Raw genomic sequence first — 26918 nt, forward strand, 5'->3', positions numbered from 1 at the left:
CGGTCTAGGCTGCGGGTGGGCGGATGATTATATTGGCCTGATGGTCCGAGAGCGCCGCGATCCCGAACAACGTCCGTCCCCTGAGGCGCTGCTTGAAGCCGCGCGCCGGGAGGAGAGCGCGAGCGGCAAGCTGAAGATCTTCGTCGGCGCCGCCCCCGGCGTCGGCAAGACCTACGAGATGCTGCAAAGCGCCCATGCCAGGCGCAACGCGGGCATCGACGTGGTGGTCGGCTTTGTCGAGACCCATGGCCGCGCCGAGACCGAGGCGCTGGTGCGCGGGCTCGAGGTGGTGCCGCGCAAGAGGTTCGATTACCGCGGCCAGAGCGTCGAGGAGATGGACCTCGATGCCGTGATCGAGCGCCGTCCTCGGATCGCGCTGGTTGACGAGCTCGCTCATACCAATGCCGCCGGCAGCCGCCATCCCAAGCGCTATCTCGACGTCGAGGAGCTGCTGTCCCACGGCATCGACGTCTACACCGCCGTCAACATCCAGCATATCGAGAGCCTGAACGACGTCGTCGCCCAGATCACCCATGTGCGGGTGCGCGAGACCGTGCCGGACTCGGTCTTCGACCGCGCCGATGCGATCGAGCTGATCGACCTCACGCCCGACGATTTGATCCAGCGGCTGCGGGAGGGCAAAGTCTATGTGCCCAAGCAGGCCGAGCGGGCGCTGGAGCACTATTTCTCGCCGGGCAATCTGACCGCGCTGCGCGAACTGGCGCTGCGGCGTACGGCCGAGCGGGTCGACGAGCAGCTTCTCACTCACATGCAGGCGAATGCCATCGCCGGCCCCTGGGCCGCGGGCGAGCGTATCCTCGTCTGCATCAGCGAGGATCCGCGCGCGGCCGGGCTCGTGCGCTACACCAAGCGGCTGGCCGACCGGCTGCATGCGCAATTCACCGCGATCTCGATCGAGACCCGGCGGTCGCTCCAGCTTTCGGACGAGGAGCGCGACCGTCTCGCCGATACGCTGCGGCTTGCCGAATCGCTCGGCGGTGAAGCGCTGACCATTCCCGCTGTCGGCCGCCGCATCGCCGACGACGTCATCAACTTCGCGCAAGGCAACAACGTCACCCAGATCGTGATCGGGAAATCGACGCGCTCGCGTTGGTTCGAACTGACGCGCGGCTCCGTCGTGCATGATCTCGTGCGCAGTGCCGGCAATATCAGCGTCCACGTCATTCCCGGCGATGAGCTCGCGGCCGAGCCGGCGCCGAAGACGGCGGTCCAGACGGCGGCACGGGCAGAGGCGTTTGATGCACGTCCCTATTTGAAGGCGCTCGGGATCACCGCGCTCGGCCTTGCCGCAGCGGTGGCCATCAAGCCGTATTTCGGCATCGAAAACGTCGACCTGATGTTCCTGACCGCGGTTGTTGCCGTGGCTGTTCGCTACGGGTTGTGGCCGTCGCTCCTTGCGAGCGTCGCGGCGTCGCTGGCGTACAACTTCTTCTTCCTGCCGCCGGTCTACACTTTCACGATTACCGACCCGACCAATGTCGCAGCGTTCTTCTTTTTCATGTTGATCGCGTTCGTGGTGTCGAACGTTGCCGGGCGGGTGCGCACGCAGGCGGACACCGCGCTCGGCCGCATCCGCACGACCGAGCAGCTCTATGCGTTCAGCCGCAAGCTCACGGGCACCGGCACGCTCGACGATGTGCTCTGGGCAACGGCCTATCAAACTGCGCTGATGCTGAAGGTTCGCGTGGTCCTGCTGCTGCCGGAGGAAGGGCTGCTCACGGTGAAGTCCGGCTATCCGCCCGAGGACCAGATCGACCAGGCCGATCTCGCCGCCGCCAATTGGGCCTGGAGCAACGATCGTCCCGCCGGCCGCGGCTCGGACACGCTTCCCGGCGCCAAGCGGCTGTTCCTGCCGATGCGCACCGGGCGTGGTCCGATCGGCGTCATCGGCATCGACAATGATCGGACCGGTCCGCTGCTGACCCCGGACCAGCGCCGGCTGTTCGATGCGCTCGTCGACCAGGGCGCACTGGCAATCGAGCGCGTGCTGCTGGTCGAGGACGTGGATCGCGTCAAGCGCACCGTCGAATCCGAGCGGTTGCGCTCTGCGCTGCTGACCTCGATCTCGCACGATCTCAAGACGCCGCTCGCCTCCGTGCTCGGTGCGGCCTCGACCATGCGCGATCTCGCCGGTGCCTTGTCCGACACCGAGAAGCGCGATCTGCTCGCCACCGTGATCGACGAGTCCGAGCGGCTCAACCGCTTCATCGCCAATCTGCTCGACATGACAAAGCTCGAATCCGGCGCCATCGTGCCCAACGCGGCACTGCACGATCTCGGCGAGATCGTTGGCAGCGCGCTGCGGCGTGCGAGCAAGATATTGACGGCCCACAAGGTGGAACTGGTGCTGGCCGCCGATCTGCCGATGCTTCAGCTCGATGCCGTGCTGTTCGAGCAAGTGCTGTTCAATCTGCTCGACAATGCCGCGAAATATTCGCTGCCCGATACAACGATCTCGATCCGCAGCCGGCGCGAGGGGAATCATGTTGTGCTAGAGATCGCCGACCAGGGTGGCGGCATTCCGCCTGACGAGCTCGAGAGCGTGTTCGACAAGTTCTATCGCGTGCAGAAGGGTGACCATGTCCGTCCCGGCACCGGGCTGGGGCTCGCCATCTCCCGCGGCTTCGTCGAGGCGATGCAGGGCACGATTTCGGCCGCCAACCGCGGCGACCGCAGCGGCGCGATCCTCACCATCCGTCTGCCCGTTCCGGCACGGACCCACGCATTGGATACCGCCGCATGAGCGCCGCCCCGATCAAGGTTCTGGTCATCGACGACGAGCCGCCAATCCGAAAATTGCTGCGGATGGGACTCTCGACGCAAGGCTACGAAATCCTGGAAGCGTCGAACGGAAAGACCGCGCTCGAGAAGCTCGCGGAAGAACCCGCGCTGATCATTCTCGATCTCGGCCTGCCCGACATCCAGGGCCACGAATTGCTGCGCACCATCCGCGGCCGCAACGAGGGCGTGCCGATCGTGGTGCTGTCGAGCCGCGGCGACGAGGCCGGCAAGGTGCAGGCGCTCGATCTCGGCGCCGACGATTATCTGACAAAGCCGTTCGGCATGGACGAGCTGTTGGCGCGCCTGCGCGCGGCGCTGCGGCACCAGCTCCAGGTCAAGGGCGAGCGTCCGGTGTTCCGCACCGGCGATCTCTCCGTCGATCTCGTGCGTCGCATGGTCAAGGTCGGCGAGCGCGAGATAAAGCTGTCACCGAAGGAGTACGATCTTTTGCGCGTGCTGGTGCAGCACGCCGGCAAGGTGCTGACCCATCGTTTCTTGCTGAAGGAGCTTTGGGACGAGCTCACCGACGCACAGTATCTGCGCGTCTATGTCCGCCAGCTCCGCCAGAAGATCGAAGCCGACCCCGAACGCCCGCAATATGTGCTGACGGAGACGGGGATCGGGTACCGGCTGAAGGCGGGGGATTAGCTTTCGATCCTCATCCTGAGGAGCGCGGAACGCGCGTCTCGAAGGATGAAGGCCCGGCTGCAGCAGCGAGGCCTGCATGGTTCGAGACGGCGCTTCGCGCCTCCTCGCCATGAGGGCAGAGAGTGGGTCGCGCGGCGAAATCACCCCGCCTTCCTCTGCCGCGCCGTCGAGCGCTGCGTCTTCTTCGCGCTGCGCTGCCGCCCCGTCGCACGACGCGCATGGGACTTCGCCGCCGTCTTCTTCCTGCCGCGTCCCTTCAGGCTCTGCTTCAGCGCGTCCATCAGGCTGACGACGTTGCTCGGCCGCTCCTCGCGCTCCGGCAGCTCGATTGTCTTGCCGCTGGCCTTGCGCTTCACCAGTGCCTTCAGCGCGGTCTCGTACTCATCCTTGAACTTGCTCGGGTCGAAATGTGCGGCCTTGGTACGCAGGATGTGGCCGGCGAGCTCGACCATGTCCTTGGTGATCTTGGGGCTCTTGATGCCGTCGAAGAACTGGTCCTCGTCGCGCAGCTCATAGGGGAAGCGCAACGTGGTGCCGAGCAGGCCCTTGCCGAGCGGTTCGATCGCTATGATGTGCTCGCGGTTGGTGAGCACGATCTTGGCGAGCGCCACGCGGTCCTGGTCCTTCATGGCGTCGCGGATCACGGCGAAGGCATCGACCGCAGCCTTGCCGTCGGGCGCGATATAATAGGGATGATTGAGATAGCGCTGGTCGATCTCGTCGCTCGGCACGAAACTCTCGATGTCGATGGTATGGTTGCTTTCGATCTGGACCGCCTCGAGCTCCTCCGGCTCGATCTCGACATATTTGCCCTTGCGCAGCTCGTAGCCGCGTCCCTTCTGGCCGCTCTCGACCACGTCACCGGTCCCGGAGTCCACCATCTGCTGCTTGAGCCGGTGTCCGGTCTCGCGGTTGATCATGTGAAACCGCGTCTTCTCGGCCGCGGTGGTCGCCGGATAAAGCGCGACCGGGCAACTGACCAGCGAGAGCTTTAACGTTCCCTTCCAATAGGCGCGCGGGGCCATTCCGTTCTCCAGCGTTTCAAGGCATTTTGGAACCCCAACAGCCCCATCGGGTTTTGGTTCCGGGTGGGACTTCCGCCGTGATAGGCTTCAACGCCGAAAGAGAATGCGGGACCGGTCGTGCTGCGAAAACTCTCCACCTACCGACAGAAACGCGATTTCGAGAAGACACCGGAGCCGTCGGGCAAGACCGCGGTGGCGCCATCGGCGCAGCGGCGCTTCGTGATCCAGAAGCACGATGCGACGCGACTGCACTATGATCTGCGGCTCGAGTTCGACGGCGTGTTCAAGTCGTGGGCGGTCACCAAGGGACCCTCGCTCGATCCGCATGACAAGCGGCTGGCGGTCGAGGTCGAGGACCATCCGCTCGACTATGGCGATTTCGAAGGCACGATTCCGGAAGGGCAGTATGGCGGCGGCACGGTCATGCTCTGGGACCGCGGCACCTGGGAGTCCGAGGATCCCGAGCGCGGCTTCCAGAAGGGCGACCTCAAGTTCACGCTCCACGGCGACAAGTTGCATGGCAGCTGGGTGCTGGTGCGGATGAGGCATGACCGCACCGGCGGCAAGCGCACCAACTGGCTCCTGATCAAGCATCGCGACGAATATGCCAGCGAGAGCGACGACATTCTCGGCGAGGACAAGTCGGTGGCCTCCGGCCGCGCGATGGCAGAGATCGCCGATGGCAAGGGTCGCGCACCAAAACCGTTCATGCTGGCGAAGGGCGCCAAGGCCAAGGCCGATGCGGTCTGGCAGTCCAATCGTGCCGAGGAGCCGAAAGGGCGCACCGTGAGGCCGGCGCCCGGTGCGGCGTTGAAGCGCGGGACGGGCGCAAAGAAAAAAGCGACGACCGCGACAAACGCGAAGAAAGTCGCGGAGATGCCGGACTTCGTCGCGCCGCAGCTCTGTACCCCGGTCGAGCGGCCGCCGGCGGCCGATGGCTGGTGCCACGAGATCAAGTTCGACGGCTATCGCGTCCAGCTCCGCGTCGAGGACGGCGAGGCGACGCTGAAGACGCGCAAGGGCCTCGACTGGACCGACAAGTTCGCAGCCATCGCGAAGGAGGCGGGCGAGCTTCCCGACGCCATGATTGACGGCGAGATCGTCGCGCTGGATCACAACGGCGCGCCGAATTTCTCCGCGCTCCAGGCCGCGCTGTCGGACGGCAAGACCGAGGACCTGATCTTCTTTGCCTTCGATCTCCTGTTCGCCGAAGGGCTCGATTGCCGGCGCCTGCCACTCGGCGAGCGCAAGGACCGCCTCAGGCAAGTCCTGGACGCAGGCAAGAAGAAATCGAGCCAAATCCGCTATGTCGAGCATTTCGAGAGCAGCGGCGATGCCGTGCTGCAATCGGCCTGCAAACTCGAGCTCGAAGGCGTGGTGTCGAAGAAGCTCGATGCGCCTTACCGTTCGGGGCGAACGGAAAGCTGGACCAAGGCCAAATGCCGCGCCGGCCATGAGGTCGTGATCGGCGGCTGGAAGACCACCAACGGTAAATTCCGCTCGCTGATGGCCGGCGTGCACCGCGGCGATCATCTTGCCTTCGTCGGCATGGTCGGCACCGGCTTCGGCGCGGACACGGTCAAGCGCATCATGCCGTCCTTGAAGGCCATGGAGGCCAGGCAAAGCCCCTTCGGCGGCAAGAACGCACCGAAAAAGACGCGCGACGTGCACTGGCTGAAGCCGGAGCTCGTCGCCGAGATCGAGTTCGCCGGGTTCACCGCCGACGGCAATATCCGCCAGGCCGCCTTCAAGGGCCTGCGGCAGGACAAGCCGGCTGAGGAGGTCGAGGTGGAAACACCCGCCGATACCGAACTCGCAAAGCCCTCGGCCAGGAAGCGTGCCGTGCCGAAGGCGGGCAAGCGCAAGGATGCCGGCACGGCCGAGGTGATGGGTGTCGTCATCTCAAAGCCGGACAAGGAGCTGTGGCCGGATGGCGGCGACGGCGAGGGCGTCACAAAACTCGATCTCGCGCTCTATTTCGAGGCCGTCGGCGCCTGGATGATCGAGCACATCAAGGGCCGGCCCTGTTCGATCCTGCGCGCGCCTGATGGCATCGGCGGCGAAAAATTCTTCCAGCGCCATGCCATGCAGGGCACGTCGAACCTGCTGGAGCTCGCGAAGGTCTCGGGCGATCGCAAGCCGTACCTGCAGATCGATCGCGTCGAGGGGCTCGCCGCGGTCGCGCAGATCGGCGGCGTCGAGCTGCATCCCTGGAATTGTGCCCCGGACGCCTACGATACGCCGGGCCGGCTGGTGTTCGATCTCGATCCCGCGTCGGACGTCAAATTTGCCGATGTCGTGGACGCCGCCAAGGAGATGCGGCAGCGCCTCACCGACGTCGGCATGGAGAGCTTTTGCAAGACCACCGGCGGCAAGGGCCTGCACGTGGTGGTGCCGCTGCTCCATGGCGCGCGCGACAAGGTGAGCTGGAAGGAGGCCAAGGCGTTCGCGCAAGGCGTTTGCCAGTGGATGGCCGACGACGATCCCGAGCGCTATCTGCTCAACATGTCCAAGAAGCTGCGCAACGGAAAGATCTTCCTGGATTATTTGCGCAACGATCGCCTGTCGACGGCGGTAGCTCCGCTGTCACCCCGTGCGCGCGATGGCGCGACCGTGTCGATGCCTGTGACGTGGGCGCAGGTGAAGGGCGATCTCGATCCGAAGCGGTACACGGTGCGGACGGTGCCGGGTCTGCTGGCGCGCTCGAAAGCCTGGGATGGCTATGACGAGTCGGCTTCGTCAATAAAGACCGCGATGAAGAAGCTCGCGGAGAAGAAGAAGTAGGGTGGGCAAAGCGAAGCGTGCCCACCATCTTTCTTATTGCGGCGAAGAGGTGGGCACGGCGCGTTGCGCCTTGGCCCACCCTACGAGGCCGCCGCTAGATCCGTCCGAGCAACAGCAGGATCAGCAGGATGACGATGACGAGCCCGAGGCCGCCGCCGCCATAATAGCCGGTGCCGTAGAACGGGCCGCCGCCGATGCCGCTAAAGCCGCCGAGCAGCGCGATGACCAAAATGATCAGAATGATCGTACCGATAGACATGCTAGTCTCCTCCAGCCCTTTGTTGAAAGGGTCGTTTGCACCTGTCCCGTGGTGCGAGGGCAACTTGCCGCAGGTTCTATAGTTCCGACGATGAAACACGGCGAACGGGGCGAACTTGCATGGAACCTTTGCCAGTCCAGGCGGCATGACTATGTAAGGATCAGTCACCACAGGGCAGCGCCATGTCAGCACCGCTTGTCGTCTCCATTCCGCATCGTCTCGGCCGCGAGGAAGCCGTGCGCCGGCTCAAGACCGGGCTCGGCCGCGCCGCAGCCAGCATTCCCGTGATGCAGGTCGAGGAAGAGCGCTGGAACGGCGACAGCATGAATTTTCGCATCCGCGCGCTCGGGCAGATCGCGAGCGGTCAGGTCGATGTCGCAGACGACCACGTCAAGGTTGAGGTAGTGCTGCCGTGGCTGTTGCAGCGCTTCGCCGAGATGGCGCAGGCGACCATCCACAAGCGCGGGCAGCTGCTGCTGACCAAGGACGGGGGCAAGTAGCCGTCAGCTACGAGCGCGCTGTTGCCTGGGTCTCGCACTGCTTGCGGCGCGTGCTTCGATGACCGCAGCGGGAATATCCCGGAAGGCTTGCGCCAGCGGCAATTGATTGCCGGAAAAGCCCGGCCCGGTGTAGCCGGTGATGTCGATCGTCGCGTCAACACCCTCGAACGCGGGCCATTGTCGGCCCTCTTGCGTGAACGGCGCAAACTGGCGCCCGACCACGACGATCGCAGCCGTGCGGCCGTGTCGGCGGACAAAGGCGATGACGTGGTCTGCGTGCGCGCCCCGGACCTGTAGCGGCTGATACTCGCCCTGCGCGAACACATCGGCGACTTCGTTGCGCAGTTTGAGCAGGTGCCGCGTCCAGGCCAGCTTGAGCTGGCCGTTCGGCCAGGTCTTGATCAGCCCGCGCCAGTCCGGCGCTTCCAGTGACATCAGCGCCGTCTGCCGCGCGGCAAAGTCCACCGGGCGGCGGTTGTCGGGATCGACCAGCGACAGGTCCCAGTATTCGGTGCCTTGGTAGAAGTCGGGCACGCCGGGCAGAGTCGCCTTGAGTGTGAGCTGGCTCAGCGAGTTCAAGGAGCCGAGCAGCGCGACGCGGCGTGCCAGGGTTTGCAGCGCCTCCAGGAACTCGCTGGATTGCGCTGGATCGAGGATCTTCGCGATGAAGCTCGCGACGCCGTTCTCATAGGCCTCGTGCGGGTTGAGCCAGCTGGTCTCCTCCTTGCCCTCGCGCGCGGCCTTGAGCGCATAGGCCTGGATGCGCTCGACGAAGCCGGCATCGGCTGTCTCCCCAAGCGACCAGGCGCCGAGCAGGGTCTGGTAGAGCATGTATTCGAACGTCGCCGACGGCGCGCGCAGATTGCCGTCGAGCGCGAGGTGCGGCGCGTTCAGCACCTTCCAGCGTGCCACCGCGCTGGTCCATTCGCCGGGAATCTCGCTGAGCGCCGCGATGCGCGCGCGGGCATCCTCGCCGCGCTTGGTGTCGTGGGTCGCGGTCGCCGTCATCCCTTGCGGCCATTCGTTGGCACGCGCGCGCATGGCCTCGTGGAAGGCGGGCACCGTGAGGCCGTTGCTCGCGGGATCGCCACCGACCTCGTTCAGGGCGAGCAGCCGGTGGAATTGATAGAACGCGGTGTCCTCCAGCGACTTCGCCATCATCGGTCCCGTGAACTGCTGCACCTTCAGCGCGAAGCGGCGCACCCGCGGGGCGCTGTGCGGGGGACGGCCGGGTTTGAGCAGGTCCATGGTCAGCGCATCGTGCAGGAAGTCGAAGATGCCTTCATCCGCGGCGAACCATTCCGCGCGGGCCCGTTCGATGGTGTCGTCGATCAGCTTGCGGTCGAGCGCGGTCGGGCCGCTATGCGTCAAATAGGTGCGATAGACCGGGAAATGCAGCACGTATAATTCGAGCGCCTGCCGCAGACTGTCGGCGGAGAAGTCGCGGGTCGAGTAGTGGCCGTTGGCGATGCGCGCGAGCAGTCGGGTCAGCACGGTGAATTCGCTGGTCAGCAGCGTCTCCAGCACGCGCCGCTTGGCATCCTTGACGTAAGGAGCCAGCCGCGGCGGGCGGTTGCTGATCTGCCGCCAGGTCTCGTTCAGCGCCTCCAGCCCTTTCGCGTCGACCAGAACCTGAGTGATGACATTCATCCACTCATAGCCCGTGGTGCCCTGAACGCCGGCAAAACGCGGCAGGCGCTCGTGCTCGCACAGGATCTTTTCGATCACGGTATAGAACGGCTTGGTGTTGCCTTGCGCGTCGCGCACCAGTCGGCGCAGCCGCTGACAATATTGTGCGGGATCGCGCAGGCCGTCGATGTGATCGAGACGGATGCCTTGCAGCTTGCCGTCGGCAATGAGCTGCTTCACCAGCCGGTGCGTGGCGGCGAACGTGCTCGCGTCCTCGACGCGCAGGCCCGCGAGCCCGTTGACGTCGAAGAAGCGGCGATAGTTGATGTCGCTGGAGGCGAGCCGCCAGTGCCCGAGCTTGTAGTGCTGGCGCTCCAGCAGATGATGCAGCGCCAGCGTCTGTGCCGGCCGATCCTTGGCGGAACGATAGGTAGCGAGGCCGCGTACGATGATGTCGGCGCTGCCTGCGATCTCCTTGAGCTCCGCCTTGAAGCCGGGTGCTTCCCTGCGGTTGGGGCGACGCAACCCGGTGTAGCGGGCCGCGAGCGCGAGCAGGCGCTTGCCGGCCTCGGTCTCGGCGGCGTCGGCTTCCTTCACGATCACGCGCAGCATTTCGCCATAGCGTTCCGGCGCGATCGGCAGGCGATGCTCGAAATACCAGGCGGAAAAACTGCCTTCATCGGCATCGTAGCGCAGCTCGATGTCGCCGCGCTCCAGCGCCTCGCCATAGGGCGAGCCGAGGATCGGCAGCAGCACGCCGCCGCGGGCGCGATAGGCCAGTTGATCCCAGTCGATGTCGAAGGAAACTGCATGCGGCGAGGCCTGGCCCCATTCCAGCACGTCGAGCCACCAGGGATTGTCGGCAAAGTGCACGCCGACATGGTTCGGCACGAAGTCGATGATGAGGCCGAGGTCGTGCTGCGTGAGGGCATCGCTCAATCGAGCAAAGCCGGCCTCGCCGCCGAGCTCGGGATTGAACTGGCTGTGATCGACGGTGTCGTAGCCGTGGGTCGAGCCCTTGCGCGCTTTCATCACCGGCGAGGCGTAGAGATGCGTGATCCCGAGTGCCTTGAGGTAAGGCACGACCGCGGCGGCCTTGTCGAAGTCGAAATCCGCGGTGAGCTGAAGCCGATAGGTCGCAAGAGGTATGGCAGGAGGCATGCTAACCTCCGAGATGCCAGATCACCGACCAGGGTGGGAGCCGATCGCCGCTGACAGAGCCCCAGATCGGCGTGCCTGTCGCGTCGCTGGGACGTGCGATGTCCTTGTCCGAGAGATTGGCGGTCAGGCGCAACGTCGTGCCATCGCCCATGCGCCAATGCGCGGTGAGCAGGCCGCTATCGGCCGTCTCGGAATCGCCGAACCTCGCACCCTTCAGCCGCGGTGCGATCTCCTTGTGACGCAGCGCGAGCAGCTCCCGCACCAGCGCGAGCCGCGCATCCTGCTCCGGCGTGTGGCCGGTCCAATCCAGCACGGCTGATTGCGGCGTTTTGGGATCGAGTGGGTCGGGGACCTCGTCGCCGTATTTCTCGTAGGCCCAGGCATATTCCTGCTTACGGCCCTTGCGCACGGCATCGGCAAGGCCACCCTGGAAATCGCAGAAGAACGGGAAGGGCACCGTGGAGCCCCATTCCTCGCCCTGGAACAGCATCGGCACCATCGGTGCGAGTAGGGTCACCGCGAGCGCGGCTTCGATCTGCCGTGGCGATGCCAGGCTCTCGAGCCGCTCACCCAGCGGGCGATTGCCGATCTGGTCGTGGTTTTGCAGGAAGTTGACGAAGGTCGCCGGCGGCAACTCGCCGCTCGCCTCGCCGCGCGGCTTCTTGCCCCAGAACTCCGAGATCTCGCCCTGGTAGACGAAGCCCGACGCGAGCGCGCGCGAGAGATCCATGCGCGGCGTCTGGTAGTCGGCGTAATAGCCCGCGAGCTCGCCGGTCAGCATCACGTGCCAGACGTGGTGATAATCGTCGTTCCACTGCGCGCGATATTTGCCGTTGGGCGGATCCTGCGCGGCATCGAGCAGGCTGGCGCGGTTGTCGCCGTTCTCCAGCACGAGATGGATGTGCCGTCCGGTGGCCTTGGCAAGCTCGCCGGCGGCGACGCTGAGATCCTGCAACATCGACTGCTCGCCCGGGATCGCCATGATGTGATTGGCGGCATCCAGTCTCAGGCCGTCGAAGCGGTAGTCGGTGAGCCAGGACAGCGCGTTCTCGACCGCGAAGGCCCGGACCTGCGGCACGCGATAATCGATCGCGCTGCCCCAGGGCGTATGCGCATCGGTGAAGAAGGCCGGCGCATAGCGGCCGAGATAATTCCCCTCGGGGCCGAAATGATTGTAGACGACGTCGAGAAACACCATCAGCCCGCGCAGATGCGCCTCGTCGATCAGTGTCTTCAGGTCCTCGGGCCGGCCATAGGCGCTGTCGGGCGCGTACCAGAGCACACCGTCATAGCCCCAGCCGCGGCGGCCGGCGAAATCGGCCAGCGGCATCAATTCCAGCGCAGTGATCCCGGTCGCAACGAGATGATCGAGCTTGTCGATCATGGCGCGGTAGGTGCCCTCAGGCGTGAAGGTACCGACATGGGTCTCGATCAGCACTGTCTCTTCCCAGGGACGTCCGCGCCAATCGCGCGCGCGCCACGCGAAGGCATCATGATCGACGACTTCGCTCGGGCCAAAAACGTCGTCCGGCTGGAAGGCGGATGCGGGATCGGGCACGTCGATCTCGTCGTCGATCCTGAACTGGTAGGGACTTCCGACGGGCAGGCCGGCAATCTCGGCGACATACCAGCCATCCTGCCGGCGCTGCATCGCGTGTCTTCTGTCGAGCAGGAGATCGACTCGGCGAGCGCCGGGCGCCCACAGCCGGAACGACACGCCGTCCTTGGTCGGCCTCGCCCCGAACGATGGTCTCATAGCGCCCCCGCGAAGGCGAGCACGGAGCGCGGCGGCGCCTTGCTGTCGCTTCCGGGCTGCAGATCAACACTGTTCGGTCTGGCATCGGTGGTATTCAGGATCTGCTGCCAGCTTTTGTACTCGGCCATTTTGGGCAATTTGAATGCGATCTCTTCGGGGGCGGCGTTCAGTACGATAAAGATCGCGGCGCTCCCCGGTTCCATCGGCCCCATCACATAGGAGAGGAACCGCCCTTCCGGGAATTTCCAGTCGTTCTCCGTCATCTCGTCGCCGGCGGGCGTCAGCCACAGCGCGCCGTAGGAGACGCCGTCCTTGGGCCGGCCGTCGAGCCAGCGATGGCTGCGAAGTTGCGAGAAGCGGCGGCGGATCTCGGCGAGCCCGGCGACGAAATCGACCATGTCGTCGCCGTCCTTGCCGAGATTGTCCCAGCCGACCCAGCCGACCTCGTTGTCCTGGCAATAGGCGTTGTTGTTGCCGGACTGCGAATTGCCGACCTCGTCGCCGGCCAGGATCAGCGGAACGCCCTGCGCCAGCATCAGGCAGGCCAGCACGTTCTTGCGAAGCTGCCGCCGCAGCCCGAGAATCTCGGGATCGTCGGTCGGACCCTCGACACCGCAATTGTTGCTGTGGTTGTCGCTGGAGCCGTCGCGATTGTCCTCGCCATTGGCCTCGTTGTGCTTCTCGTTGTAGCTGAAGAGGTCGGCGAGCGTGAAGCCGTCATGCACCGTGATGTGGTTGATGCCGGCGCGCGGTCGCCGTCCGTCATGGTTGAACAGGTCGGATGAGGCTGTCATGCGGCTGGAGATGTCGCCAATCAGGCTGCCTTCGCCGCTCCAGTAGCGGCGCATGGCGCTGCGATACCGATCGTTCCACTCCGACCATTGGGAAGGGAATGCGCCGACCTGGTAGCCGCCGAGCCCGAGATCCCAGGGTTCGGCGACGAGCTTCACCGCCGCCAGCACCGGGTCCTGCCGGATCGCCGTCAGGAACGAGCTGCCGCGATCATAGCCGTTCGGTCCGCGCGCGAGCGTGGTGGCGAGGTCGAAGCGGAAGCCGTCGACATGGCAGACCTCGACCCAGTAGCGCAGCGAATCCATCACCATCTGGAGCACGCGCGGATGGGTGAGGTTCACCGACGAGCCGCAGCCGGTGAAGTCGTCGTAATAGCGCGGGTTCTCGCGGTTCAGCCAGTAATAGGAGGCATTGTCGATGCCGCGGTAGCACAGGGTCGGACCGAGGTGATTGCCTTCGGCCGTGTGGTTGTAGACGACGTCGAGCATCACCTCGATGCCGGCATCGTGCAGGCGCGCGACCGTGGTGCGGAAGGAATCGAGCGCATTGTCCTGGGCGTAGCGCGGTTCGGGCGCAAAGAAGGACAGCGTGTTGTAGCCCCAGTAGTTGACGAGCTTCTTCTCGACCAGAATGCGGTCGTCGATGAAGCTGTGGATCGGAAGCAGCTCGACGGTGGTGACGCCGAGCGTTTTCAAATGCTCGATCATCGCCGGCGACGACAGGCCGCCATAGGTGCCGCGCAAATTCGGCGGCACGTCGTCGCGCTTCTGCGTCAGACCCTTGACGTGGGCCTCGTAGATGATGGTGTCTTCCCAGGGGATGTTGGGCCGGATCTCGCGACGGCCCCAGTTGAAGGTCTCGTCGACGACGACCGCCTTGGGCATGCCGCGCGCGTTGTCGCGCCGGTCGAAGGAGAGGTCCTCGCGCGGCGAACCGGTGCGATAGGCGAAATGGGCATCGCTCCAGACCAGCCGCCCGGCGAGCCGTTTGGCGTAGGGGTCGAGCAGCAGCTTGTTGGCGTTGAAGCGGTGGCCGTGCTCGGGCTCGTAGGGGCCGTGCACGCGATAGCCGTAGAGCTGGCCCGGCGAGATGTCATTGAGATAGCCGTGCCAGACGTCCTCGGTCCGCTCGGGCAGCTCGACACGCTCGAGTTCGCGCCTTCCTTGCGTGTCGAACAGGCACAGCTCGACCTTCTGCGCATTGGCGGAGAACAACGCGAAATTGGTGCCGCGTCCGTCCCAGCTTGCGCCAAGGCGTGCGGGCGATCCAGCAGTCAGGCGCATCGGTCAGCTTTCCGGAACGAGAAAGATCGCGGCGAGCGGCGGAATGGTGAGGCGAAGCTCGGGCACCTTGCCGCCAGCGGCATGAACCTCGCCGATGTTTCCGACATTGGTGCCGCCGTAATGGGCGGAGTCCGAATTGAACACCTCTTTCCACTTGCCGGCGAAGGGCACGGGGACGCGATAGTTGCGATAGACGTTGGGCGAGAAGTTGATGATCACGAGACACCGTGCGTGCTCGTCGAATCCCTTGCGCAGCCAGGCGAACACGTTGCGGTTGGCGTCATCCGTGATCAGCCATTCGAATCCGCCCTGTTCGCAATCCATCTGGTGCAGCGCCGGCACCGCGCGATAGAGCCGGTTGAGGTCGCGGATCAGCGCCTGGATGCCGGAATGGTACTTGTATTCGAGCAGGTGCCAGTCGAGCGACTGGTCGTGATTCCATTCGCGGCTTTGCGCGATCTCCGCGCCCATGAACAGTAGCTTCTTGCCGGGGTGGCCGAACATGAAGCTGTAATAGGCGCGCAAATTCGCAAAGCGCTGCCATTCGTCGCCGGGCATGCGGCCAAGGATCGAACGTTTGCCGTGCACGACCTCGTCATGCGACAGCGGCAGGATGAAGTTCTCCGAGAAGGCGTAGTGCAGGCCGAACAGGATATCGCCGTGATGATGCTTGCGGTGGATCGGATCCTTGCTGATGTAGTTCAGCGTGTCGTGCATCCAGCCCATGTTCCACTTGTAGCCGAAGCCGAGCCCGCCGAATTCGACCGGGCGCGAGACCTGCGGCCACGCGGTGGATTCCTCGGCCGCCGTGGTCACCTGCGGGAAGCGCGCGTACAATTCGGTGTTGAAGCGGCGCAGGAACGCGATCGCTTCGATGTTCTCGCGGCCGCCATACTGGTTCGGAATCCAGGCGCCCGGCGGGCGGCTGTAGTCGAGATAGAGCATGGAGGCGACCGCATCGACGCGCAGGCCGTCGATCGCGTAACGCTCGAGCCAGAACAGCGCATTCGACACCAGGAAGTTCGTCACTTCGGTGCGGCCGTAATTGTAGATCAGCGTGCCCCAGTCGAGGTGGCGGCCCTGGAGCGGATTGGCATGCTCGTAGAGCGAGGTGCCGTCAAAGCTGCCGAGCCCGTGCGGATCGTCGGGGAAATGGCCGGGCACCCAGTCGAGCAGCACGCCGACGCCCTCGCGATGGCAGGCGTCGACCAGCGCGGCAAAATCCTCAGGCCCGCCGAAGCGGCTGGTCGGCGCATAGAGGCCGGTCGGCTGATAGCCCCAGGAGCCGTCGAATGGATGCTCGCTGACGGGCAGGAATTCGAGATGGGTAAAGCCCATGTCGCGGGCATAGGCCGGCAGCTGCTCGGCCAGCTCGCGATAGGTGAGCCATTCGCCGCCGTTCTTGCGCCGCCAGGAGCCGAGATGGACCTCGTAGATCGACATCGGCGCCGAGAGCGCGTTGATGCCATCCGGCGCCGGGCGCGGGCGTGCGAGATGTGCCTCGTCGAACACGATGGAAGCCGTCTTCGGCCGCACCTCGCTCGCAAAGGCCATGGGATCGGACTTCAGCGGCACCTGATGGCCGTGCGGCCCGATGATATCGAACTTGTAGTGGTCGCCGGCCTTGGCGTGCGGGATGAACAGCTCCCAATAACCGGCACCGCGGACCCGCATCGGATGGCGCCGCGCGTCCCAGAAATTGAAATCGCCGACCACGGATACGCGCCGCGCATTCGGCGCCAGCACGACGAAGCCGATGCCGTCGATGCCTTCGAGCCGCATCGGATGCGCGCCGAGCTTGTCGTAGAGGCGCTGATGGGTGCCTTCGCCGAGCAGATAGAGATCGAAATCGGTCAGGATCGGCGGGAAGCGATAGGCGTCCTCGAACTCGACGATGTTGTCGCCGAACCTGGCGCGGAGCTGATAGCGCTTCGAGCCGTTCGGCAAGGCGCCGATGAACAGGCCCGAAGCGTGGACGCGATCGAGCTTCGCCACCTCGCCATGTTCGCCCACCGCCTCGACATTGGTGGCCTCGGGGAGGAACGCGCGCACCACGCTCTTGCCGCCCTCGGGATGCAACCCGAGATAATGGAAGGGGTCGGAGTGGCGGCCCTCGATGATCGCGTAGGCCTCGGCTGGCAGTTTAGGCATGGGCTTCGCTCTCATTGGACAGAATGCGAAGCAGTCCGGTCAGCGGCGCGCGGAGCCCCTCAGGCCGGTGGGACAGCTCGTACTCTACTTCGTCGAAGGCTTGATCAAGCAGGAAAAACCTTAACAGGCCTTCCGCGGATTGCCGATCTTCCGGCCACAGCCGGCGATCGGTCATGGCTTCGCGGTAAGCGTTAAGGAATGTCGCGGCGGCGCGTTCGCGCCATTCGCCGAGTGCGGTCGTGAGCCGGTCCTGCTCGTCGGATGCGCCCGTCAGCGCGCGGCCGAGCGCTGTGTTAACCGAAAGCTCAATCGAGCGGATCAGGCCGGCGACGTCGCGTGCGGCCGGTGCCTTGCGCCGCTTGTCGGCCAGCGCGAGATGCGGATTGCCGTCGAAGTCGATGATGAAGATATCGTCCTTCACGATCAGGATTTGCCCGAGGCGGAAGTCGCCATGATGACGGATGTTCAACCCGCCGATGTCGGATGGCAAGAGTGCATAGAGGTGGTCGGGCAGGGTCGTGCGCACCGCGACGAGCTGGTCGATCAGAGGCCGGTCGGCCTCGCGCAGGCCGTCGCGGCTGTCGGCCAGCCGTTCGAAGATCCGCTCGGCCCGTGCCTTGAGCTCGGATGCCCAGCGCTCGACATGCGCGGGGCCGATCGGCTCCGGCGCGAGATCATCGGGCCTTGCGGCGGCGAGAGCGACATGCAGCTCGGCGAGCCGCCGGCCGATCTGCGCCATGAAGTGCAGATAAGGCGCCTGCTCCTGGGTCTCTCGGGGCGCTTCGCTCATCGGCGCCAACCGCTGCTCGTCGATATAGCGGTCGAGATAACCCGTGGTGACGGTCCAGCCGTCGCCCTGGTTCTCGACATAGGCGTGCAGCACGCCGACCGCGCTGCTTCGATCGCCTTCGACCAGCTCGACACTGCCGAGCAACGCCGGCGTATTGGCAAAGTGCGCGACGTCAGTGAGGTAGGAGCCGATCTCGATCTCGGGATTGATGCCGCCTTCGAGCTGGCGATAAATCTTGGCGACGTACTGGTTGTCGACCAGCGCCGTGCTGTTCGACTGCTCGATGGCGCGGATGCGTTCGGGCTCCTTGATGATGTAATCGGCGAACCGGCTGGTCGCCTTGAACTCCAGGCGCAGATTGTTCTCTTCCACCACCAGGTTCTGCGACAGATTGCGCAGGAACAGGCCGATGAAGATCTGCTCGGTCGCGACGTCGAGCAACGTACCCTCGCGCGCGCCCTGACGCACGGCGGCGAGCGCCTTCGGGTTGAAGCGTTCGCGGTCGAAGCGCACCCATTCGATCTGCATCGCCAGCACGTAGCGCGCCGTGGCATCCTGTTGCGGGGTTTCGAAGATCGCGATCCAGGGCCTGTTGTCGCCGATGTCGCAGAACGGCACCGCCGAGGTCAGCGTCGGCTTGATCTGCTTGGGATCTTGCTCGGGATACCAGCGCGTGCGCGACAGGAAGCCTGGCAGCACCTCGTGCTCGAACACGCCGCGCTCGCGCGCCAGCGACACCCAGGTCGAATTGACCGGCACCACCAGCGTCTCGAACTCAGGCACCGCGCGCGGCGTCACCGGCTCGGACTTGTTGCGCTCGGTGAGCTGGAACCAGTAGAAGCCGTAAGGCCCCAGCGTGATCATGTAGGGCACCTCGCCGATCGGCGGAAAACGCGTGCGTCCGAGCATCTCCTGCGGAATGCGGTCCTTCCACGGCGACAGATCGAGCTCGGTCGCCTGGGCTGCGCGCGAGAGGTTGGCGACGCACAGGATCACCTCGTCGTTGTACTGCCGGACATAGGCCAGCACGGCGCGGTTGGCCGGGCGGATGAAGGTCATGGTGCCGCGGCCGAAGGCGAGGGTCGATTTGCGTACCGAGATCAGGCGCTTGGTGGCGCTGAGCAGCGAGGACAGGCTGCGCGACTGCGCCTCCACGTTCACCGACTCGTAGCCGTAGACGGGGTCCATGATCAGCGGCGCGTAGAGACGGGCGGGATCGCAGCGGGAAAAGCCGCCATTGCGGTCCGGGCTCCACTGCATCGGCGTGCGCACGCCGTTGCGGTCGCCGAGATAGATGTTGTCGCCCATGCCGATCTCGTCGCCGTAATAGATGATCGGCGTGCCGGGAAAGGACAGCAGCAGCGAGTTCATGAGCTCGATCTTGCGGCGGTCATTGTCCATCAGCGGCGCCAGCCGCCGGCGGATGCCGACATTGATGCGGGCGCGGGGATCGTTGGCGTAGGTGGTCCAGAGATAGTCGCGCTCGACGTCGGTGACCATCTCCAGCGTCAGCTCGTCATGGTTGCGCAGGAACAGCGCCCATTGGCAGCTTGCGGGAATGTCCGGCGTCTGGCGCAAGATGTCGGTGATCGGAAAGCGGTCTTCCTGCGCGATCGCCATGTAGATGCGCGGCATCAGCGGGAAGTGGTAGGCCATGTGGCACTCGTCGCCGCGGCCGAAATATTCCTGCACGTCCTCCGGCCATTGATTGGCCTCGGCCAGCAGCAGCTTGCCCTTGGAGTAGGAGTCCAGTTCCTGGCGCAGGCGCTTGATGATCGCATGCGTCTCGGGGAGGTTCTCGTTGTTGGTGCCGTCGCGTTCGCAGAGATAGGGGATGGCGTCGAGGCGGAATCCGTCGACGCCGGCATCCAGCCAGCGCTTCATCACCTGGATCAGGGCGCTGACCACGCGCGGATTGTCGAAATTGAGGTCCGGCTGGTGCGAGAAGAAGCGGTGCCAGTAGAACGCCCCGGCTTCGTGGTCCCAGGTCCAGTTCGACTTCTCGGTGTCGGTGAAGATGATCCGCGTGCCCTGGTATTTCTGGTCGGTGTCGCTCCAGACATACCAGTTGCGGGCGCTCGAGCCCGGATGGCTGCGGCGCGCGCGCTTGAACCATTTGTGCTGGTCGGAGGTGTGATTGACGACGAGCTCGGTGATGACGCGCAGGCCGCGCTTCTGCGCTTCCTGGATGAAGCGCTTGAAGTCCTTCATCGTCCCGAAATCAGGATTGACCGAGCCGTAGTCGGCGATGTCGTAGCCGTCGTCGCGTCCTGGCGATGGATAGAACGGCAGCAGCCACAGCGCGGTGACGCCGAGCTCCTGGAGATAGGGCAGCTTCTCGGTCAGTCCGGCGAAATCGCCGATGCCGTCATGGTTGCTGTCGGCAAACGCCTTGACGTGGAGCTGGTAGATGATGGCGTCCTTGTACCAGAGTTCATCCACGATCTCGGCTGCCTCGGCTTTTTGGGTGTCGACGGAAGACAAAACATTCATGGCGTGATCCTTACGCCAGGCAGCGGAACAGCAGCGCCGGGTCGCGGTCGGGATCGATATATAATCTGATCCCGCCCCATTCGATGCGGGACAGTTCGCCTGTGATGAGATTTTCGAGTGCGGTGACGTGGCGGCGTGCGCCGCCGGCGTCGATGGTGAGGTCGCCGAGCGGCAACCAGACTTCGCGGACATGGCGCGAGAGGGCGATGACCGCGACGACAGTGTTGGCTGGATCGGCCGCCTCCTTGGCAAAGGCGATCGTCTCGCCGTCCTCGACGCCGAGGAAGCGCAAATTCTCCATTTGTTGAAGTGCGGCGTTATCGTTGCGGATGCGATTGAGCGCGGCGATGTAGGGCTTGATGTTGCCGGGCCGGTCCCAGTCGCGCTGCTTGATCTGGTATTTCTCGGAATCGAGATATTCTTCGCGGCCGGGAATCGCGTCATGCTCCAGCAGCTCGAACCCGCTGTAGATGCCGTAACTGCCGGACAGCGTCGCGGCCAGCGCGGCTCGCGACTTGAACGCCCAGGGCTCGCCACCCTGGAGATGATAGGGCAGCAGGTCGGGCGTGCTCACGAACAGGTTCGCCCGGTAGAAATCCCGCTCGGGATAGCGGGTCAGCTCGCCCAGATATTGCTCCAGCTCCCATTTCGCGGTGCGCCAGGGGAAATAGCTGAAGGACTGTGCAAAGCCGAGCTTGGCGAGGCCCTGCATCAGCTTCGGCCGTGCAAAGGTCTTGGAGAACAGGATCACCTCGGGATGGCGGCGGCGGATGTCGCTGATCAGCCACTCCCAGAACGGAAGCGGCGCGGTGTCGTGATTGTCGATGGCGAAGATGGTGACGCCGTGGTCGATCCAGAACAGCATGGCATCGCGAAACGCGTTCCACAGCCCGGCCCTGTCGACGGAGGCGAAATCGGGGATGACGATGTCCGAATAGGGATCATCCGCCGTCCGCACCGAGCGGTCCGGCCGCCATTTGAACCATTCCGGATGCTGCCTCAGCCAGGGATGGTCCGGCGAGCATTGCACGGCGAAGTCGAGCGCGAGCTCGAGGCCGTATTCGAGACAGGTCGCGACCAGCGCGCGGAAATCCTCGATCGTGCCGAGCTCAGGATGCAGTGCATCGTGCCCGCCCTCGGTCGTGCCGATCGCATAGGGCGAGCCGGGATCGCCTTCGGTCGCCACCGGCGCATTGTTGCGGCCCTTGCGGCGGGTGCGGCCAATGGGGTGGATGGGCGTGAAGTAGAGCACGTCAAATCCCATCGCGGCGATGTCGGGCACGCGCGCGATGCAGTCACGGAGCGTGCCATGCTGGCCGGGGCTCTGGCCCTGGCTGCGCGGCATCATCTGATACCAGCCGCCGAAGCGCGCTCTGTCGCGGTCGACGATCAGCGGGAAGTTCTGCGAGCGGGTCAGGTCGGGCCGCGACTGGCTCTCAGCCATGGCCGCGCCGAGATCGGCTGCCAGCAGCGAGCCGACGTCGCCGGTCTGAAGATAATCCTCGCATTGCTTCACGATGACCGCCGCGGCGTCCTGCCGGGCGCCATGTGCCTTGGTCAGGAGGCCGGCGCCCTCGATCGCGTCGAGGCTGACGTCCGCACCGGCGCGCCGCTTGCGCTCAACCCCGTGCGACCAGGTGGCGAACTCGTCGGTCCACGCTTCGATCGCATAGACATATTGGCCGGGCTCGCCGGGGGTGAAGGCGCCGGACCAGCGGTCATTGCCGTGATGGATCATCGGCTCGCTCCGCCATTCCCGGTCCTGTTCTCCTCGCCAGATCAGCGCGGCACCGATCACCGCGTGGCCGCCGCGATAAATGTCCGCCCAGACGTCGACCCGTTCGCCCGCAATCCGCTTCACCGCGAAACGGCCGCTGTCGATCGAGGGATAGATATCTTCGATGAGGAAAGCGCTGCCGGCTGCGGCACTCTCGACAGTTTGAATTGTCTTGTTCACGGTGATGCCATTGACAAGAAAGCAGGAGCCCGTTTCCCTTGTCGGGAACCTACGCTTGATACCAATATAGAAAGCCGCTTGTGTGTCATTGGTTCCCTTGGGAACGGCAGGCACGGTCTGCGAGTTAGCCCTGACTAACCTCTTCCACGACCTCGTTAAATTCCCTGCCCCCGGCCGGATGACGGCCTGCAAGCTGCGTGCCGAATGGATCTTTTAGCTCAAGCCCGGATCAAGGGCGTTCAGTCCGAATTCGTCGATGCCCTCGGAAAGCTGCGGGTCACCGATCCCGTGGCCCTCAAATCCATCCTCGAGGCCCTGCCGGAGAAGCGGGTTTACCGCTTCGTCGGCGGGCCCGTGGTGGTGCGCGCCCTGGGACATCCGCGCACCGAATTGACGACAATCGGCGCGCCGCCGCTGCAATGGACATTGCGCGCAAACGGCAATGTGATCGCGCAAGGCGAGACCCACGAGCCCGTGATCGCCTGGCCCGCCGGCCTGCCGCTCGGTTATCATCGGTTGACGCTGACCGATGCCAAGGGTGTTGCGGAAGAGGTGCCGATGATCGTGGCGCCCGAACGCGCCTTCGGCGGCGATTTCGCCCGTGGCTGGCTGCTTGCCGTTCAGCTCTACAGCGTCCGCTCGGACCGCAATTGGGGCATTGGCGATTTCACCGACCTCGCCGATCTCGTCCGGCTCGCCAGGCAGCTCGGCGCCGATGGCGTCGGGCTCAATCCGCTGCATGTTCTGTTCGACAACCACCCCGCCGATTGCAGCCCCTATTCGCCGAACAGCCGGCTGTTTCTCAACCCGCTCTATATCGACGTCGAGGCGATCCCGGAGTTTGCCGCCGACCTCGTCCCCGACGCGGCGGCGACCGCCGCGCGGCTGCGCGAAGGCGACCGTGTGCCCTATGCGGACATGGCGGCGCTGAAATGGCTCGGCCTGCGCGCCGCCTACAACAGTTTCGTGACGAGCGCGAGCGAGGCGCGCCGCAATGAATTCGACGCCTTCCGCGCGGACCGCGCGCCGCTGTTGTCCCGCTTTGCCTGCTTCGAGGTGCTGCGGCATCGCTTCTCCGGGCCTTGGTGGGAGTGGCCGCAAGAGTGGCAGCAGCCGGATGAAGCCAAATGCGCCGAGCTCCGCAACGGTCCCGACAAGCGCGAGGTCGAGTTCGTCGAATTCGTGCAATGGACGGCCGATAGCCAATTGCAGTCCGCCAAGGAATTGGCCGGCCAGCTCGGCATGCGCGTCGGGCTCTATCTCGACGTCGCCGTCGGCGTGCAGTCCAACGGCTTCGACGCCTGGAACGAGCAGATGGCGATTTCGCGCCATCTCGCCGTCGGCGCGCCGCCCGACGTGCTCAACACCGTCGGACAGGATTGGGGCCTTGCCGGCTTCAATGCCGGTGGTCTGGAGGCGCAATCCTTCGTGCCGTTCGCCGACATGCTGGCCGCCTCGATGCGCCATGCCGGCGCGATCCGGCTCGATCACGTGCTGGGCTTGAAACGGCTGTATCTGGTGCCGCGCGGCTTCAAGCCGGACAACGGCGCCTACGTGCAGATGCCGTTCGAGGCGCTGCTCGGCGCCGTGGTGCGCGAGAGCGCGGCGCACAAATGCATCGTGATCGGCGAGGACCTCGGCACCGTGCCGGAAGGTTTCCGCGAGACCATGCAGGATTTCGGCATCTGGTCCTACCTGGTCATGATGTTCGAGCGCGACGATGCCGGCCGCTTCCGCAATGCCGACCATTACCGGCCCAACGCGCTGGTCACGCTGAACACGCATGATCTGTGCACCTATGCCGGCTGGCGCTCCTTCAGCGATCTCAAGATGAAGCGCTCGCTCGGGCTCGACCCTGGCGAGAACGACCAGGCGCGCTGGGATGCGCTCGGCAGGCTCGACGAGATCCTGCGCCAGAACGGCATCAACGCCAACGATCTCTATTCGGTGCTCGCCTTCCTGTCGCGGACGCCGTCGCGTCTGCTGGCGGTGTCGCTGGAGGATCTGCTCAGCGTAATTGACCAGCCCAACATTCCCGGTACGATCGATGAGCATCCGAACTGGCGCCAGCGCCTGCCGGTGGCGCTCGACAAGATCGCCGCCAAGGTCGATGTTACGGCCTTGAAGGCGGCGACGCGGGAACGCTCGTTGACCGGCGGGAGTTGAAACGGCGGATTTTCCGGGGCTCGTGACACATTGGCTCAGAGGATCGAGGACTATGCGCTGATCGGCGATTGCGAGACCGCAGCGCTGGTCGGGCGCGACGGCTCGATCGACTGGCTGTGCTGGCCGGCCTTCGATTCAGATGCCTGCTTTGCCGCGATCCTCGGTACGCACAAGAACGGCCGCTGGCTGATCGCGCCAAGCGAGGACACGACCTCCATCTCGCGCCGCTATCTCGGCAACACCCTCATCCTCGAAACGCGCTTCGAGACCAGGAGCGGCACCGTTGCGCTGATCGACTTCATGCCGCCGCGCGGCAAGGCCTCCGACATCGTGCGGCTGGTCCGCGGCCTCACGGGCACGGTGAAGATGCGGATGGAGCTTGTCATCCGCTTCGGCTTCGGCGTCGACATTCCCTGGGTGCGACGCATCGACCATTCGCTGCTGGCGATCGCCGGCCAGGACATGACGGTGCTGCGCACCCCGGTGGAGACCCGCGGCGAGGATCTCACCACGGTCTCCGACTTCGACGTGAAGGCGGGTGAGACCGTGCCGTTCGTGCTGACCTACGGCCCCTCGCATCTCGATCCGCCCGCGCCGATCGATCCGGAGATCGCCTTCCAGGAGACCGAGAAATTCTGGAACGAATGGTGCAGCCGCTGCACCCGCGACGGCGAATATCACGATCTGATCGTACGCTCGCTGATCACGCTGAAGGCGCTGACCTTCGCCCCCACCGGCGGCATCGTCGCGGCGCCCACCACCTCGTTGCCGGAAAAGCTCGGCGGCGCCAGGAACTGGGATTACCGCTTCTGCTGGCTGCGCGATGCGACCTTCACGCTGCTGGCGCTGATGAACTCGGGTTACACCGAGGAAGCGTTGGCCTGGCACAATTGGCTGCTGCGCGCGGCGGCAGGCTCGCCGGCGGACATGCAGATCATGTACGGCATCTGGGGCCAGCGGCGTCTGCTGGAATGGGAAGCGGGCTGGCTCGACGGTTATGAGGGCGCCCAACCGGTGCGCGTCGGCAACGCCGCGCATGCGCAGCTCCAGCTCGACGTCTACGGCGAACTGATCGACGCCTTCCACCAGTCGCGCATGGCGAAGCTGAAGCTCGACGACGAGACGACCTGGGCGCTGGAATGCGCCGTGCTCAACCATCTCGCCGAGGTCTGGGACCGTCCCGATAACGGCATCTGGGAGCTGCGTGGACAGCCCAGGCACTACGTGTTCTCCAAGGTCATGACCTGGGTCGCCTTCGACCGCGGCATCAAGAGCGCCGAGACCTTTGGCTTCAAGGCGCCGCTGCTGCATTGGCGTGCCCTGCGCGAAGCCATTCATCGCGATGTCTGCAACAAGGGATTTGACGCGGAGGAGAATGCCTTCGTCGACTTCTATGGTTCAAAACTGCTCGATGCCAGCGTGCTACTGCTGCCGGCCGTCGGCTTTCTGCCGCCATCGGACCCGCGCATTGGGGGCACCATCGCCGCCGTCGAGAAACACATGATGCGCGACGGTTTTGTGCTGCGCCACGATCCCCGCGAAGTGTCCGAGGAGACGCAGCCGATCGAGGGCGCGTTCCTGGCGTGCAGCCTGTGGCTGGCCGATGCGCATGTGCTGGCCGGCGATCTCGACAAGGCTCAAGTGTTGCTCGATCGCGTGGTCGGCATCGCGAACGACGTCGGCCTCTTGGCCGAAGAATATGATTCAGGCGCCCAACGCCAGACCGGCAATTTCCCGCAGGCCTTGACCCACATCGCGCTGATCAACACCGCGCACAATCTCTCGGCCGCGAGGCAGGAGAGCGAGAAGCCGGCGGTTCAGCGGTCGAAGTAAGGGGGAGGGAGCGCACCTCCGTCGCGGCGCCAGTCGAGTCTCATCTCATCAGATCTCAGCCCACCCCGTTCCGCTTCAAGATCACCTCCATCGCCTCCGCAAAGCCGTCCTGTTCGTTGGTTGCGGTGACGTGGGTGGCCTGGTCCTTGACGCTGTCGGTGGCATTGCCCATGGCGATCGAGGTGCCGCTGACGCGGAACATCGCAAGGTCGTTCTGCATGTCGCCGATGGTGGCGACCGCGTCGGTGGAAATACCAAGGCGCTTGGCCATGGCCTGCACGAAGGTGCCCTTGTCGAAGCCGGGCGGGGTGATGTCGAGATAATAGGTCTGCGAGCGCACCGCGGTGGCCGCGCTGCCCAGCGCCTCCTGCATCGCCTTCTCGCAACGCTCGAGGCCGGCGGCATCGGCGCTGGCGCCGACGATCTTGCAGGCGTTCGCAAGGTACGGCGAGAAATCCGTCACGATGGTGGGATCGGAGCGGATCGTGTGCTGCTCGTGCGCGACGTATTTACCATCAGGGTTGTCGATCAGCCATTTGTCGGTGGTGAAGAGCCAGATGTCGGCGCCGAACTCCCGGAGGATCTGCAACGATCGTTCGGCGGCGTTCGCCGGGATCAGGTGCTGCTCGACCGGATGCATCTCGGGATCGACGATCGAGGAGCCGTTGAACGGACCGATCGGCAGCCAGAGCGCCAGCGGCTCGACCAGGAACCGCATGCCGATCGCTGGGCGGCTGGAGGTGATGGTGAAGCCGATGCCGGCCTTGTGCAGTCGCTGGACCGCGGACTGCGCGCGCTCCGTCAGCGTCTTGTCCTTGGTCAGCAGCGTGCCGTCGACGTCGGAGACGACCAGTGAGATTTTCGTCATGGCAGGACCTCAGGGTTTGTC

At 64.9% G+C, this 26918-nt stretch carries 15 protein-coding genes; 6 read left to right on the forward strand and 9 right to left on the reverse strand.

All coding sequences use genetic code 11. The annotated features are described in order from the left end of the window. The first annotated feature begins 40 nt into the window (after nt 1–40). Together AB7Z56_RS08290 and AB7Z56_RS08295 are read left to right on the forward strand one after the other, a co-directional pair. Nucleotides 41–2764, forward strand: coding sequence for a sensor histidine kinase (locus tag AB7Z56_RS08290; protein ID WP_063981393.1), 2724 nt, complete (start codon nt 41–43; stop codon nt 2762–2764). After that, nucleotides 2761–3450 carry a response regulator gene (locus AB7Z56_RS08295; RefSeq protein ID WP_063981394.1) on the forward strand — a complete coding sequence of 230 codons (690 nt, stop codon included), beginning with the start codon at nt 2761–2763 and terminating at the stop codon, nt 3448–3450. The genes AB7Z56_RS08290 and AB7Z56_RS08295 overlap by 4 nt, the downstream gene beginning before the upstream one ends. A 140-nt stretch (nt 3451–3590) precedes the next feature. Here AB7Z56_RS08295 and ku read toward each other — a convergent pair whose 3' ends face one another. Further along, nucleotides 3591–4475: a non-homologous end joining protein Ku gene (ku, locus tag AB7Z56_RS08300; protein ID WP_063981395.1), complete on the reverse strand. Its 885-nt coding sequence runs from the start codon at nt 4473–4475 to the stop codon at nt 3591–3593. A gap of 117 nt (nt 4476–4592) precedes the next feature. Between ku and ligD the strand changes: the two genes are divergently transcribed. Further along, entirely contained in the window at nt 4593–7259 is a 2667-nt protein-coding gene (gene ligD / locus AB7Z56_RS08305) for a DNA ligase D (RefSeq protein WP_283017523.1), read from the forward strand. A gap of 94 nt (nt 7260–7353) precedes the next feature. Here the strand turns inward: ligD and AB7Z56_RS08310 are convergent, their stop codons facing one another. Beyond that, a complete protein-coding gene (locus AB7Z56_RS08310) occupies nt 7354–7518 on the reverse strand; it encodes a DUF3309 family protein (protein ID WP_007595743.1) in 165 nt (54 codons plus the stop codon). A 182-nt stretch (nt 7519–7700) separates the two neighbouring features. On the opposite strand from AB7Z56_RS08310, the gene AB7Z56_RS08315 reads away from it, so the two are divergent. Then, entirely contained in the window at nt 7701–8018 is a 318-nt protein-coding gene (locus AB7Z56_RS08315) for a polyhydroxyalkanoic acid system family protein (RefSeq protein ID WP_063981397.1), read from the forward strand. A 3-nt stretch (nt 8019–8021) separates the two neighbouring features. Here AB7Z56_RS08315 and treY read toward each other — a convergent pair whose 3' ends face one another. Genes treY through AB7Z56_RS08345 form a run of 6 tightly spaced genes read right to left on the reverse strand, consistent with a single transcriptional unit; the run spans nt 8022 to nt 22030 of the window. Further along, the gene (gene treY / locus AB7Z56_RS08320; protein ID WP_063981398.1) at nt 8022–10808 is read right to left on the reverse strand and encodes a malto-oligosyltrehalose synthase; all 2787 of its coding nucleotides are present in this window, start codon (nt 10806–10808) and stop codon (nt 8022–8024) included. 1 nt (nt 10809) lies between these two features. Next, on the reverse strand, nt 10810–12564 hold the full coding sequence (treZ, locus tag AB7Z56_RS08325) for a malto-oligosyltrehalose trehalohydrolase (RefSeq protein WP_063981399.1): 1755 nt from the start codon (nt 12562–12564) through the stop codon (nt 10810–10812). Then, nucleotides 12561–14639, reverse strand: coding sequence for a glycogen debranching protein GlgX (gene glgX / locus AB7Z56_RS08330; RefSeq protein ID WP_063981400.1), 2079 nt, complete (start codon nt 14637–14639; stop codon nt 12561–12563). The genes treZ and glgX overlap by 4 nt, the downstream gene beginning before the upstream one ends. A 3-nt stretch (nt 14640–14642) precedes the next feature. After that, the gene (gene glgB, locus AB7Z56_RS08335; protein WP_063981401.1) at nt 14643–16790 is read right to left on the reverse strand and encodes a 1,4-alpha-glucan branching protein GlgB; all 2148 of its coding nucleotides are present in this window, start codon (nt 16788–16790) and stop codon (nt 14643–14645) included. Further along, on the reverse strand, nt 16783–20073 hold the full coding sequence (treS, locus tag AB7Z56_RS08340; RefSeq protein ID WP_063981402.1) for a maltose alpha-D-glucosyltransferase: 3291 nt from the start codon (nt 20071–20073) through the stop codon (nt 16783–16785). Before treS ends, glgB begins: the two co-directional genes overlap by 8 nt. Nucleotides 20074–20083: 10 nt before the next feature. After that, nucleotides 20084–22030, reverse strand: a complete 1947-nt coding sequence (locus AB7Z56_RS08345; protein ID WP_063981403.1) for a maltotransferase domain-containing protein — start codon at nt 22028–22030, stop codon at nt 20084–20086. Nucleotides 22031–22234: 204 nt separating this feature from the next. Between AB7Z56_RS08345 and malQ the strand changes: the two genes are divergently transcribed. Together malQ and AB7Z56_RS08355 are read left to right on the forward strand one after the other, a co-directional pair. Then, the gene (gene malQ / locus AB7Z56_RS08350) at nt 22235–24196 is read left to right on the forward strand and encodes a 4-alpha-glucanotransferase (protein WP_441256183.1); all 1962 of its coding nucleotides are present in this window, start codon (nt 22235–22237) and stop codon (nt 24194–24196) included. A gap of 30 nt (nt 24197–24226) precedes the next feature. Further along, nucleotides 24227–26029, forward strand: a complete 1803-nt coding sequence (locus tag AB7Z56_RS08355; RefSeq protein ID WP_063981405.1) for a glycoside hydrolase family 15 protein — start codon at nt 24227–24229, stop codon at nt 26027–26029. 55 nt (nt 26030–26084) lie between these two features. Here AB7Z56_RS08355 and AB7Z56_RS08360 read toward each other — a convergent pair whose 3' ends face one another. Next, a complete protein-coding gene (locus tag AB7Z56_RS08360; protein ID WP_063981406.1) occupies nt 26085–26897 on the reverse strand; it encodes a Cof-type HAD-IIB family hydrolase in 813 nt (270 codons plus the stop codon). Between the last annotated feature and the right edge of the window lie 21 nt (nt 26898–26918).

Source organism: Bradyrhizobium sp. 482_C4_N1_8 (assembly GCF_052075965.1).
Taxonomy (GTDB): Bacteria; Pseudomonadota; Alphaproteobacteria; order Rhizobiales; family Xanthobacteraceae; genus Bradyrhizobium; species Bradyrhizobium barranii.